Below are 13,411 nucleotides of genomic sequence, written 5' to 3'. Positions count from 1 at the left end.
TATTTAGCGTTTATTTTGGATGAATTTATTTGCGATATCAGCCGCAGCAACAAGCAGGCTTTCATCACCCCATTTCCAGGCATTACCATCAGCTGTTAAGATTTCAGCACCGGCTTCGCGGGCAATCAAAATCCCAGCCAGCCAATTAAAGGTATCCAATCCCAATTGATGAAATACGTCGATTCTGCCAGCGCCAACATATGCCAGTTGCAGGCCATGGGGGCCATAATTGCGGACAACCCCAAACTGATTTAGCAATGCTGTTACAGCAGCACCGTGGCGCTGATTAAAGCCGGGGATAGCAGGTTCCTGGTGTCCGTATTCAAAAACGGCAAGCATAATACCTGCATCTGTTTTAATCGATGGGCGGATGGGCTGACCATTCAAAAATGCTCCCAATCCTTTTTGAGCCCAAAACATTTCATTTGATAACGGGTCATAAATCACAGAAAACTCAAGTTCTCCATTTCTGATCAATGCCAGATTGATTGTCCATCCCGGAATGTGCTGCAGGTATTGTATGGCGCCATCCATTGCATCACACAGCCAATATTCGGGTAATTGTAATGGTTGTTTTTGCCCTTGATTGTCAAATTCATCAACAGTATTCCACGGTGTATCAGGAAAATCATTAGCTAATCGCGTTTTTAAAACGCTCATACAGCGTTCATCAATGGATGCAAGTTCTCTAAAAAAATCTACCTTATTGGCTGGAATTGTGTTGAGTTTGTATTCCTTCAGAAAAAGATCTCCTGCTTGCTTTACCGCATCCAGAATGGTTTGTATTTTTATTTGCTTATTCATTTTGCTTTCTTTTATGATGCAAAGAACGCTGATATAAGCAATCGCGAATAGCTCGAAACCGAGTATTGATAGTGCTAATCGCGGTATTGCTGCCGGAATTGCAGGGGAGTAAAACCAGTTACCTTTTTAAATAATTTTCCAAAATATACCGGTTCATCGTATCCCAGCTGATAGCCAATTTCCCGTACCGTAAGTTTGGTAAAACAGAGCAGCCTCTTTGCTTCCAGGATACAATATTGCTGAATATAGGCGGTTGCAGAATCTCCGGTTAAGTTTTTAATGGTATCGTACAAATGTGCAACAGAAATATTTAATGCGGTAGCGTAAGGTGCCGGCCGTTTCCAATCTTTATAATGCATTTTAACCAATTGAACAAAGGCCTGTTCAATTATTGCAGCACGGTTATCTTTTGTTTTATCAAAAAGATGAACTGTTGCAAGTTCTCCCGCGATTAACGCAAGCAGCGCATCCAATAGCGAGTGAATGGCGTTTGTTGTATATTTATTGGGTGTTGCAGCCTGCAGTTTCTCCATTTGTCCCATCAAAACCTGCACATGATCATAAAATTCCGTTTGCCTGTTTAATGATAAGACCTGTTGAAAACCTTTCTCCATGATGAGTTGAAAGTCTTCCTCCACCAAAACAGGATCAATACTGATTCCCCAACCGGAAGGGTTATTGGAAGAAACCATGTGGTGAATCTGACCGGGAAGGATAAGCAGCATCGCCGGCGCCTTTACCGTAATGTTTTCAAAATCTATGTTAATTATAAAATGACCAACTGTGGCGATCATTAATAAATAGTGGTCATCACGATGGGGTTTTAAATAATCATGTTCAGAGACATGACCAGCAGCAGCCATATTCTTGATCATCATACCTGCTTTAGCTAAAGGAGATAAAGGAAATTTAAGAACATCTGTTTGCTGGTTTTTCAATTCAAAATTTATTAAATGTGATCAATATGGAAAAGGAGCATGCCTAATACAGGTCAATTTCATAAATATATTCATATTTGAATAAAAAAATGCGCTGCCGCATCCACTTGTTCACTATTTTAGCATGGAATCAAATGAGTGGATATACCCGTAATATATGAACGATACATTTTCTGACAGCAATCAAGTTCGTGTTGTTTCAGATTTCTCTGAACTTATCAATACCAGTTTCCAGGGGATTGCGAATGCAATTTGTTGGCAGAGAACTTTGAATGGAGATTTTAAAGAAATTGTGTCTAAACTTCAATTAAAAGATAATATTACAGAAATTTGCACGGAAGACCTTTTAGCGCTTCAACTGTCAGAAAAAGGGCAAACAGCGAGGGAAATTATTTTAAACGATTTACAATTATTAACTGATTCCGGAGCATCACCTTCACTTAATTTATTGAAAAATTACCAGCGGGATGAAGAATTCGATTTCATTTCTACAGATGTCTATTCTTTTCATGTAGATCGTTCACCGATTGCTACTGATACATTTTTATGTACTTATTACGGTGCAGCTAGCGATATTTTACCTAATAAACAGGCGATACAAAAAATCTTAATTCCTGAAATCAGGAAAAAACTTAAAGAATTACATAGCGGACAGAAAGATGAATTTGAAACCTTTTTAAAGGAATATTATTTTGATCTGCACTACGAAGCCAAACCCAATGCAAATCCTATAAATTTAGGATTAGGCCATATATGGAGATTGGCAGTAGACCATCCTGAACAAAAAGTTTTACCCTGTATCCATCGGGCACCTGTAGAAAATGATGGAGAATATCGCCTGCTCCTGATTTGTTAAATGGCTTAACGTTTCGGCTAGAGATTGTAACCATTAGCCGAAGAATGCAATTTAAACAAGTTAAAAAATTATACATCAATCAAATACAATAAATTATATTAATAATTAAGGTGAAGTAGCAATTGGTATGGAGAGAATAAAGGATTGCCTCTCGCCTTTTTTCATATCTAAATCAGTATCCCACGCCGGTCCTTTAAAAAAAGTATAGCTTTTTTGTCCGTCCTGATCAAACGAAACACGTTCTAGAGCCGTTACCCGATCCGGAATACGTGCACCAAACCAATCAGGATCAGCCTTTCCTTTCCAGGTGACCAAATAAAGCACCGAACCAACAGCATAATCCGCACCATCTTTTAAACGTTTTGCGGCAATGCTGTTGCCGTAAAGTGTCGACATTGTTTTTGCTTCCGTTTGCAGGCTAATGGCCATTGGAGTCATTTCTAAGGGATTTTCAGGAAGTTTGGAAATGCGACTTAACGAAGCTTCTTTATTGATCCGATCAGATATGTTTGGCTTACAGCCTAACATCAATAATATAATAAAGGGAAATATCCCTGCTGTGAATGGTACTTTCATCTTATTTTTTATCTAAACCTTTAATATCAAGAGGTCTGGTAAATACATAATCACTGTTGCGTTCGGGCCTGTGACAGCTAATGCATTCTGAATCAAATTTTACTGTTTTACCATATGGTAACAGGTTTTCCCCTTTCCAGCGTGCCCAACCCCAGCCTTTGGTACCGGCATAACGTTTAGCACCCTTAACCATAAACTCCACCTGAACAAATTGACCTGCATAAACGTTTCCATCTTCTGCTTTCTGCTGTTTCCATGCTGTTTTGGCAAAAATGGTTCCATCCGGCCATGGATTTGTTTTACCCTTATGTATGGCCTCAACCGCTATCGGGTTACCAAAAATGATACGAATGGTACCATTATCGAAACGCTCTGTGGTACTTATTGCTTTCCAGTTACGATAATTGGGCAGATAAGCCATTCCGTTCGGCGATTTTTTCACTTCTTTGACAAACGGTTTGTCTGCTTTATTTTCTACGTTCGAGGGTTTACTTACGGCATTATTTAACAGATATGCCCTAAGTAAATCTATATCTTTCGGATCCAACTTTGCCGAAGGATGCAGCGTGGTATAACTACTTAAAGGCATTTCTTTTGAAAGAATCCCGTTTAACGCGAAATACAACATGGCATTACGTTGTGGGGTAGCAAGCGAATCCCACTGAGAAAAATCGAGTGTTTTCCTCCCGTCACGGATGTGCGAGGCCACCAAAAAATTAACAGGTGTAAGCCGGTCAAACCAACGCCAGCTGGTTTGGGAAGAGTGACAATCAAAACAGGAGGTTTCCAATACTTTTGCCACTTCTTCGGGTACACCCGCAAGCATTTTAACTGGTTGTGCTTTTGCTGAACTAATTTCCTCCGGCCTGATCAGTTGTGCCAACACCACCAGGCTGATGATACCGAGTATGATTTTGAATTTGAGTTTCATGGATTATCTTTTTTGATACCCAAAATTAGTCTTTAAAGTATCCTGTGACCTGTTACAATCCTGCGAAAGGGATAAATTTAACCTTAAAGGCGAATATATTACTTTGAATAATCCAATCTTTTTAAGACCTTAACCGATAAACTCCAGTTAAATTTGCCTGGAGATTTTTAACCACCTCACATGTTAAAAGGCCGATTACATATTCTACTTTTTGCTGCCGTAAGCCTTACGGTAATGCTGATCAGTTACTTTTCTTTCCGGTACCTTTATAACAGTGCTGCCGAAAAGTTATGGGCCAGCAAAATGGAATCAGGCGCGAGGGAAAGCAGGGAAATTGGCCGCTTGCTGGAGCAACAATTGCAAAGTGGACTTCCGCAGGAAAAGGTAGTCCATAACTTGCAGCAAAGTATAGAAAATACTGATACGCAAGGCGAATTTATCTGTATGTATGATAAAAATGGCATTGAACTCTGCCACCCCAATCCGGCGCTTATTGGTCAAAAAATAGCGGATGGCAATTCTACACTCCAATCCGGAAATAACGCAATCCCATTTAATGAAGCTATTGCACAGCAAAAAAGTCTGGGTGGCACACGGAGTTTCCCGAAGGCGAAAAACAGGAGTTCAGAAATCGTTAATATTTATCCGGTTAAGGGCAGCAACTGGATCGTGGCGGCACATGCCAATATTGAAGTGTTACAAACTGAGTTATCGGGCCTTTACACACAGTTTATAACATGTTTTTTAATTACGGCACTGATTATTATCATCAGTTGTTTATTGCTGATCAGACAGATTTATGGCCGCTATGAAAAAGCGGTTTTATTAGAAATTAGTACCTTAAACGAAAAAGTGAATACCTTAGGCCGTTTAAATGAACAACTGGCCAAATTGCAACAGGAAAATGCTGCAATTTCACTAAATCAGGATAAAGAAACTGCCAGAAAACGGATTATCACCTATTTAAAAGATGAATTGATCCATCTTGACATCACTGAAATAGCCTTTTTCTTTTTAGATGGTACTGCCGTTAATATTATAACACACAATGGTAAAAAATACTCAACGGCATTAAGTCTAGAAGAGCTAATGAAACAACTTGATGGTGAATTCTTTTACCGTGCCAACAGGCAGTTTATCATCAGCCTCAATTGTATCAAAACCATTTACATTTATGGCAAAAACCAATTGAAGATTGTAGTTTCACCTGAGCCGGATGAGGTGATATTGATCAGTAAAAACAAGGTATCGGAATTTAAAAAATGGCTCGACAGGTAATTTTTGCAATGAGAAGATAACTGTTTAAAAAGGTGCTTAATACGCTGCATAAACATTCTTTTTACGGATTACCGCTTGCTTCTTTAATATTTGTTTTTCCAGTAAAACTCCCTGATCTTTTCTTCCAGACTAACTATTTGTATAATGATCATCAATTCTATTGAACCTCGCAGTAAGTAATCCATTTTTATCAAACAACATAACGCTGAGGATTTCAACACTAACTAACGAGACTAAATATCATTAAATATACCTTCACGAGACTTAAAGCACAACCACATAACAATCAAGAAATTAATATCTCTAAATAAAAAACTGCATTTTCTTATTGTCGTATTGTATCACAATGTTTAAAATAGCGTTCCAAAAAAACAAAACATCTAACTAAAATTCATGGAAATTTTCTGTGCCAATATTAATTGTTTTTTGGCATTTACCGCTTTTTACCTGAGAGCAAAAGCAAACCAATGCCTAAAGCTATTCCAAGTCCGAGTGCAAGTTTTGTTTTCTCGGATGGCACCGGAATAGAGGTTTCACCATAGATCTGATGCGGTGGACCTGAAGGCGTTAGTACATTTCCGCTTGTTGGTTCACCCTGTTTGATTTCCATCAGCAGGCGCATGCCGGATGAGGCCGTATTAACCAGTGCCTTTGGCAAAATGCCATGCATGGTCTTCAGTGCCCAGGAAGTAAAATCGGGGAATTTATCCTTTTTAGGATCAATGGCAAGCTTAAGCAACTGATTTGCAGTATCCCTGGGATCAGCAGCAAATGGCGGAATCTTGAAATCAAGTCCTGAATATTTCGCCGAGTGCATATTTCCGGTGGAACGCTGAATCTGCGGATACAGGTTACAGATGTGGATATCCGAATGGCCGGAAAGTTCTCCCTGCAGGCATTCCATCATGCCTTTAATGCCAAATTTTGTTGCTGAATATACAGCGCTGTATGGTGCAGGCATAAATCCACCTATGGATACATTGTTAATTAATATGCCATATCCTTGCCGCTTGAAAATAGGAATGATGGTATGCGCGCTGTTGAGATAGCCCAATAAATTAGTATTCACCACCTGATGACTTACCTCGATGGGAATTTCTTCAAATTTACCACTGGCCATCACCCCGGCATTGTTCACCCAGAAATCAATCTGACCAGTTAATGTAAGTGCGTGACTGGCCAGGACTGCAACCTGATTCTCATCTGAAACATCAGTAGGCACGCCAATAGCATTCGCACCAAGGCTTTTGCAGTAATCTACGGCCTGGTTTAAAGCTTCCGGTCCTCTCGAGGCCAGCACAACATTACATCCAACCTTGGCAAAGGCTTCTGCAGTGGCCAGTCCTACCCCACTGGATGCTCCGGTGATAACAACTGTTTTATTGATCAGGCCTGGTATTGATGTGTCTTTTTCCATAACAGTGATTGATTAAGGTGATATTTCTTGCAACAGCAGATTTATTAAAATGTTTGCGGCTTTGGGTACCATCTCTAAGTTGCCTCAGGTATTGAGGTAAAACTTTAGCGCCTGCGGACTGTTAGAAAGGGAAATTAAATACACCAGATATGACAGCAGATAAAAAACAGCAAGCGATTAAATTATTAAAACAGGGACTGGAAACCATACAGGACCGGGCTTACACGGAGATCGCGGAAATTCCGACCGAGAACCAGGAAGATTTCCAGGTCAAGTACAGTTTTGTACATGATGGCCTTGAGGGGATTTTTACCGTGGTTGGAAAACCTGCTTCTGATGAAGGAGAAGAACCGGCGATCAGATTTACCCTGCTGAGCGAATTCGCAGCGGATTCCCTTCACTATGAATCGGCAATGGCAAAAAAGCAGGTTGATCACGATCTGATCAGCGCTGAAAGTTATCTGAACGAACACATCAACCAGGACTAAACTGACCGGTTATAAACAACTGAGCAACCTCCACTTTGACCACTTAAAATATGTCCGAAAACCGGACATTGATTACCAGAAAAATCCCGAGGCTCGTTCAATCGACAACATTGGTATATCTCCAAAAGCAGCTTCAAGTATCAAACAGCATGGCAGCAAAACACTGAGCTACTGATCAATGAAAGCATTGCACAGGGTGCCATTACCTTTAAATAATGCCTTTAATCAAACATCGCCTTAACTTCTCATTGAGGCGATGTTATGTTAAGGCTTAATGCTGAGACATTGGATTATCGGTTACGTCGGATTTTTTTTTAGGATCTGAATCATTTTTAAGCAGCTGCATTATGGCGGCAACGGTTGAAAGCATTACCAAAGGCACCAATACAGCTGGCAGCAAGATGAATGGAAAAAATCCCAATGCAACATTAGGTTGCTCAAACCCGAATTGGGCAAACCTGGCAGGTAAGGAAAGAATAGCTGAAGAAACTACATTTAGCAACAATGCTAAACAAATTAGGTTCCACAGGATAATAATCCATTTATTTAGTCTCTTTTTCACTAATCCAAAATAATAGATGAAAGGAGCCGAAATACCGGAGAGGATATCAAAATTCCGCCCATGAAAGGTCATTGCTTCAGGAACACCTTTGTTTAGGAACAGCCAGAACAAAACCAGTTCTACTGGGATTCGGATCACATGAAAAATCGTAAGGGAAGGCAGGTCCAGTCCATCAAGAAAAGCCCGGCCTTTTTTGGTGATTAACCGCGAGATCAAAAATAGCAACGGTGGCAGGATCAAAAGCGGAAAGCGCATTGTAACCGTATTGGGATCGCTATAAAAGCCGCTTATGGAAAGCGTTGACTGGAATATGATCCAGATGACGAGTCCAATAAAAAAGGACTTAGCATAATTGGTGGCCCGGTAAAACAACCAGATGGCAAATATTGCGGTTGCACCGAATGTTAGGTAAACATAAATTGGTAAATGTTCCATTATCTTGTTTTTAAGTACAATACAAAGAACATCAGAATAATGTAAAACCTGCTTAGCATTTGACAGGAAGCAAATTGCCAAATGGCAAGAAATTAAAGGCTACTTTTTTGCGAACTCTTTCCTGATCCTGCTAAGGGAAGTATCTGTGATGCCGAGATAAGAGGCGATATGTTTTAACTGGGCATATTTAAAAACCTCGATATTGTTGGCTATCATGCTTCCATAACGCTCTTCTGCACTCTTGTTGATCATAGACAGGGTACGCTGCTTATAGGCTACAAACTCCTTTACCAGCATGGCGCGTGCAAACTCCCTAAACTCAGGCACAGAATGAAAAAGCATATTGAGTTTTTCGAAACTGGTGGCATAAACTTTACAATCTGTAATCGCCTGTAAATATTCTGTAGATGGTTCACGAAGAAAAAAAGAGGAGGCTTCAAATGCCACCCTTCCGGCCGGGTAAAAGAAAGTGGTAATCTCATTGCCCTGTGCATCAAAAGTAAAAGCCCTGACAAAACCTTCTGCCAGATAATAATAGTCACTTACTTTTCCCTGTTTCAAAAGAAACTCATTTTTCGAAAATTCGGTTTCTTCAAAATGAGCGGCAATGATCTCCAGTCCTGCGGGCGTTACACTGATATTAGGGATATTCTCTTTGATAAAATTGATGAGCTGTTTTTTATGCATTGCAACAATATAGGCCTAAAATCTGAATTTATTTTTAATTGTTTAACTTCAAAGGGGCAGTTAAACTCAAATTGCAAGGTATGAATGATGTTTAAAAACCTTACAAATCAATCATCGGCAATTTGGTAACATGCTTTTGAATGGTAGAAAATGCTACGGGGATCGATAAAGAGGTGATGGTATTCGGAATGAGGAAAGAAATTCTGACTGATGATAATAAGCCTGATGCACCGGATAAGGAAAATAGATAGGATTAGAGTAAAACTTAGATTGAGAACGAACAGGGTGATTCTCATGTGTTTTTTTCTTTACTTTTACCCTTGAGATTATTCCGCTTTTATTTTATTCAAATATGAACATTGAACCATTAAAGGAACATATATTAAAGAAGGTACAGTTCTCGGATGGAGAAATGGATTTATTCCTATCATATTTTAAAGAGAAAAAAGTAAAAAAGAAACAGTTCATCATTCTTCCCGAAGCTGTTGCTAAATATCGATTCTATGTAATTAAGGGCGCTTTTCGTTCCTATGTAGTAGATGAAGAAGGCGTGGAACATACGATTCAGTTTGGTATAGAAGACTGGTGGATATCAGATTATAACAGTTATATCCTGCAACAGCCTGCTACCATGTTTGTGGTTGCATTGGAGGATAGCATTGTCCTGCAGATCCATTATGAAAGCGAAGAAAAGTTGAAAGCGGATAGTCATATTTACGAGACTTTTTTTCGGATTATGGCCGAACGGTCTGCCGCCTACCAGCAGCGCCGGGTAATGTCTAATTTAATTCAAAATGCCGAACAGCGGTATTTAAGTTTCATAGCGCGATACAATAATATCGCCAGCCGGGTACCGCAATATGCATTGGCTTCTTATTTAGGTATGACCACACAATTCCTTTCTAAAATCCGCAGCAAAAACCTAAAAAGTTAATCTACATTCACCTAATTTGGTAAACTGGTTTATCTTTTAATAGGGGCCGCTGAGATAACTTTGACTTGTAATTAATTTAATAAAACAAGCAAAGAACATGTCATTAAAATTAGAGAACAAAGTAGCAGTTATTACCGGCGGTAGTGCCGGAATAGGATTGGCAACCGCTAAATTATTTGCGGCCCAAGGCGCAAAGGTAGCTATTACAGGTCGTAATAAAGAAAATTTAGATAAAGCAATATTGGAAATTGGTAACGGTGCAATCGGAATTCAAAGTGATTCGGCCAGCCTTCCTGAGCTCGATCGTCTTTATTTTACAGTGGAAGAAAAACTGGGTAGGATTGATGTACTTATCGCAAACGCTGCCGTTTACATGCTTGCGCCTTTGGCCGATTTCACGGAAGAAATGTTTGATCAGCAGAGTAATATCAATTTCAAGGGTACCTTTTTCACCGTTCAGAAAGCATTGCCATACTTAAACGATGGTGCCGCCATAGTGTTGGTATCATCTGTTGTAAATGAAAAGGGTATTGCCAACCATGCTTCTTATGCAGCAACAAAGGCCGCGGTACGCTCATTGGGTAGAAGCTTTTCAGCAGAGTTGCTGCCACGAGGTATCCGTGTAAATGTATTAACCCCAGGGCCTGTAGATACCAACGTGTTTGCTACTGTAACCTCCACAAAAGAAGAAGCGGAGGCTTTTAAAGCTGGCATGGCAGAATTTACGCCAATCAAGCGTGTAGCTAAACCCGAAGAGATTGCAGCAGCGGCATTATATCTCTCATCGCCAGAATCTGCCTTTATGGTTGGCGCCGAATTATTGATCGATGGAGGGCTTCGTTCGCTATAGTCAACTATGTTATATCCCTTTGAAATTAAATTTTCAGAGGGATACTTTTATATGAAATCCTACTTTGTTGCGATAATCCGGATGGCAAGATGTGTATTTTACACCAGATTTCATTCCAAACTGCACTCCTGAATTTTATCCGATGAGACTGAGAACAACTAGAATAATCTTCAATAAAGACTATTTACCGATACAGCAATTGTAACTATCTAAATATCAAATATTTGCATAATAAAATGACCAAATACGAATCGACAAAAACTAACGCAACTAATTGATTATCAATAAGTTTTACTTCCTGCGCAGGGAATTAGTGAGCTAAAAAGGTTCAAAAACAAAGAAAATCAGTAACAAACAACTTTACAAGTCACTAAATATCAATTAATTACGTTTCCGCAAGCTCAATAAATTTTTATACGTATTTGTACATTAAAAAAGTGACCAAATTATCTCTTAATATGCAAAGTTGAGGATCTAGCGAAAGATAAATAGAATCCAAAAAACGTAAGATGCGATAAACTTGATGGATCAGAGTGCCATAGATTAATCAACCTATTATTTATCGCTACAAAGTTTCCGCACCTTTCTCCTATAACTTGACTGTGCCATCCTCCAGTTCTTTTTACCTGGCTGGGGCAAAATCCAGTAATCGCTATGGTTAGGTCGATTTCTGGCCGCCGCGGCTTTTGCCTCAAAAGAGCAGTCACAAAGGTGGGTATTTCAGGAAAAATGGCCGCTCGTCCGTTTTCAGTCACAGCTCATTCCGCTTCAAACTGACGCCTGATTACGGAGCAAAGTGGCCGTTTTGGTTGTCTTAGCTGCTTTTTTAGATCATAGTTTCAGGAAATATTTCTTCGAATTTAAGCGAAATTAGAGCCTGTAGGAAGCTCTCATGATTAAAGGTATGGTGTTGTCCATCAGTCCTTCTGAGCTGCTTATATCGCATTTTCTGAGATTTCGTAACTTGGGTTACCTAGAACGTCTGGTTTTGGGCTAATTTGAGTCCAGGATGAATTATTTTAGAAAAAACTGAATCTAAAAAGCAGTTGGGAGAAGATGTTGGTATTTGTTCAGAGGGAAAGGAACAATATTGTATTTACTCGGCAATCCAATTGGCGGCCACTTTGCACTGAAATGGAGGGGTCAATATTAGTGAAATATGCAGGCCAAGTTCCAGAAGTAAAATTATTTTATCATATTATTGCTATTTAGGGATTCGGGGGATGGTACTGATTATGGGATTTCGCTAAAAGTCGTCACTGGTTTTTGTCCACCCTGGCCATTTTTTTAGGACTATATTTGGTCATCACTCCAAGATGTAAACTTATTCCAGTATTACCACCTAGAAAATGTAAACTTAATCTAGTATTATAATTCAAAAACGACAAGTAAATTCAGGGCGGCACACTACAATTTTTATTATATTTGGTAAAAACAACACGTTATTAAATGAGGAAATACATCCGTTTTGCTTTAATCGTATTACTATCTACACTGTTTATTTTTCAGGCCCGGGCTCAAAAAAAAGATAATTGTGATTTTTTCGATGCGGTTGTAAACAACCATAACCAAATCTTTCCGTATTCTGGTATTCCATCAGCTATTGAACTGGCGCTAAAGCAATGTAAAGCAGTGGATCTTAATTTTTATAAATTACAAAATGACTGGCAAAACAAAACTGATGGCTCCTTCAGTGACTTTGACAAAAAGAAATTATACGGAGTTACATTTTACCAAAAATTTAAATTGCCCCGGAATGGAAATTTTCCATTGGATAGTCTTTTTCAAACTATAGATAATGAATTGAAGTTGGGTAGAAAAGTAATTATCGCATTGCGCGTGGAAAATGGCTGGCCGATTTTTGTTGTACATAAACGAACTCCCAGTGGAGAATTTGTTTCATACAGTAAATTTGGAAGTAATACATTGATAATCAGAAATACAAAAGAAATCGTAAAAAAGTCTAACGGTACGGAAATCATGACTTATAGCACTGGTCTGTAATTGGAGATAAGCATATCTAACTGTAATAATTTAAATGATGAAAAAGATACTCTTGAGTTTAGTCGTGTTATTATCCACATCCGTTATTTTTCATTCGCGGGCTCAAGCACAAAAAACCGATAGTTGTTTTTTTAATACGGTCGTAAATAACCATGATCAAATCTTTGAACTTTCTTGCATTCCATCAGCTGTTGAAATAATACTAAAGTATTATAAAGTTGTAGATTTTGATTTTTACGAGCTGCAAAATAAATGGAAAAACAAAACCGATGGGTCTTTCCATGATTTTGACAAGAAAAAATTGTACGGCATTACGTTTTTTCAAAAATTTGTTTTGCCGCGGGACGCGAAATTTCCGATAGATAGCCTTTTCAGAACAATAGAAAACGAATTGAAGGCTAAGAAAAAAATAATTATCTCACTTCCGTCAAACGCAGGCTGGCATATGTTTATTATCAGTGAACAAACTCCAGACGGAGAATTTGTTTCATATAGCAAACTTGGAAGCCATACATTAATACTCAGAAACACTAAAGAAATTGTGAGAAATTCTAATGGCACGGAAATTATGACTTACAGCATTCGTTTGTAGCGAAGACTTTTACAAGCTGGTTTTTTGTACTTAATGATATTTTGCCGTGCCGAATAGAT

General features: G+C 38.9%; 14 protein-coding genes. 7 read left to right on the top strand and 7 right to left on the bottom strand.

The window, feature by feature from the left end; genetic code table 11:
- Positions 1 to 3: 3 nt before the first annotated feature.
- Positions 4 to 804 (bottom strand): inositol monophosphatase family protein, encoded by an 801-nt coding sequence (locus tag R2R28_RS10115; protein WP_316825561.1) that lies wholly within the window; start codon positions 802 to 804, stop codon positions 4 to 6.
- A 74-nt stretch (positions 805 to 878) separates the two neighbouring features.
- Positions 879 to 1,742, bottom strand: coding sequence for an AraC family transcriptional regulator (locus tag R2R28_RS10110; protein WP_316825560.1), 864 nt, complete (start codon positions 1,740 to 1,742; stop codon positions 879 to 881).
- 157 nt (positions 1,743 to 1,899) lie between these two features.
- Here R2R28_RS10110 and R2R28_RS10105 point away from each other — a divergent pair, with 157 nt between their 5' ends.
- Positions 1,900 to 2,598 carry a DUF1826 domain-containing protein gene (locus R2R28_RS10105; protein ID WP_316825559.1) on the top strand — a complete coding sequence of 233 codons (699 nt, stop codon included), beginning with the start codon at positions 1,900 to 1,902 and terminating at the stop codon, positions 2,596 to 2,598.
- A 105-nt stretch (positions 2,599 to 2,703) separates the two neighbouring features.
- On the opposite strand, the gene R2R28_RS10100 is transcribed toward R2R28_RS10105, so the two are convergent.
- Positions 2,704 to 3,174 (bottom strand): hypothetical protein, encoded by a 471-nt coding sequence (locus R2R28_RS10100; protein ID WP_316825558.1) that lies wholly within the window; start codon positions 3,172 to 3,174, stop codon positions 2,704 to 2,706.
- 1 nt (position 3,175) lies between these two features.
- A complete protein-coding gene (locus R2R28_RS10095; protein WP_316825557.1) occupies positions 3,176 to 4,105 on the bottom strand; it encodes a cytochrome P460 family protein in 930 nt (309 codons plus the stop codon).
- Between the two features lie 180 nt (positions 4,106 to 4,285).
- Between R2R28_RS10095 and R2R28_RS10090 the strand changes: the two genes are divergently transcribed.
- Complete coding sequence (locus R2R28_RS10090) at positions 4,286 to 5,383, top strand: LytR/AlgR family response regulator transcription factor (RefSeq protein WP_316825556.1); 1,098 nt, start codon at positions 4,286 to 4,288, stop codon at positions 5,381 to 5,383.
- A 433-nt stretch (positions 5,384 to 5,816) separates the two neighbouring features.
- On the opposite strand, the gene R2R28_RS10085 is transcribed toward R2R28_RS10090, so the two are convergent.
- On the bottom strand, positions 5,817 to 6,800 hold the full coding sequence (locus R2R28_RS10085; RefSeq protein ID WP_316825555.1) for an SDR family NAD(P)-dependent oxidoreductase: 984 nt from the start codon (positions 6,798 to 6,800) through the stop codon (positions 5,817 to 5,819).
- 149 nt (positions 6,801 to 6,949) lie between these two features.
- On the opposite strand from R2R28_RS10085, the gene R2R28_RS10080 reads away from it, so the two are divergent.
- Positions 6,950 to 7,288: a hypothetical protein gene (locus R2R28_RS10080; RefSeq protein WP_316825554.1), complete on the top strand. Its 339-nt coding sequence runs from the start codon at positions 6,950 to 6,952 to the stop codon at positions 7,286 to 7,288.
- A gap of 271 nt (positions 7,289 to 7,559) precedes the next feature.
- Here the strand turns inward: R2R28_RS10080 and R2R28_RS10075 are convergent, their stop codons facing one another.
- Together R2R28_RS10075 and R2R28_RS10070 are read right to left on the bottom strand one after the other, a co-directional pair.
- Entirely contained in the window at positions 7,560 to 8,285 is a 726-nt protein-coding gene (locus tag R2R28_RS10075) for a hypothetical protein (RefSeq protein ID WP_316825553.1), read from the bottom strand.
- A 99-nt stretch (positions 8,286 to 8,384) separates the two neighbouring features.
- Positions 8,385 to 8,972 carry a Crp/Fnr family transcriptional regulator gene (locus R2R28_RS10070; RefSeq protein WP_316825552.1) on the bottom strand — a complete coding sequence of 196 codons (588 nt, stop codon included), beginning with the start codon at positions 8,970 to 8,972 and terminating at the stop codon, positions 8,385 to 8,387.
- A 352-nt stretch (positions 8,973 to 9,324) separates the two neighbouring features.
- Here R2R28_RS10070 and R2R28_RS10065 point away from each other — a divergent pair, with 352 nt between their 5' ends.
- From R2R28_RS10065 to R2R28_RS10050, 4 genes are all read left to right on the top strand, one after another.
- Entirely contained in the window at positions 9,325 to 9,906 is a 582-nt protein-coding gene (locus R2R28_RS10065; protein WP_316825551.1) for a Crp/Fnr family transcriptional regulator, read from the top strand.
- A 97-nt stretch (positions 9,907 to 10,003) separates the two neighbouring features.
- The gene (locus R2R28_RS10060) at positions 10,004 to 10,756 is read left to right on the top strand and encodes an SDR family oxidoreductase (protein WP_316825550.1); all 753 of its coding nucleotides are present in this window, start codon (positions 10,004 to 10,006) and stop codon (positions 10,754 to 10,756) included.
- A 1,449-nt stretch (positions 10,757 to 12,205) separates the two neighbouring features.
- Positions 12,206 to 12,760, top strand: coding sequence for a hypothetical protein (locus tag R2R28_RS10055; protein ID WP_316825549.1), 555 nt, complete (start codon positions 12,206 to 12,208; stop codon positions 12,758 to 12,760).
- 34 nt (positions 12,761 to 12,794) lie between these two features.
- Complete coding sequence (locus R2R28_RS10050; protein ID WP_316825548.1) at positions 12,795 to 13,352, top strand: hypothetical protein; 558 nt, start codon at positions 12,795 to 12,797, stop codon at positions 13,350 to 13,352.
- Positions 13,353 to 13,411 lie beyond the last annotated feature (59 nt).

Source organism: Pedobacter miscanthi (assembly GCF_032678605.1).
Classification (GTDB): domain Bacteria; phylum Bacteroidota; class Bacteroidia; order Sphingobacteriales; family Sphingobacteriaceae; genus Pedobacter; species Pedobacter miscanthi_A.
The sequence above is the reverse complement of the archived record's forward strand: the minus strand, read 5'-3'. Positions and strand labels throughout refer to the sequence as shown.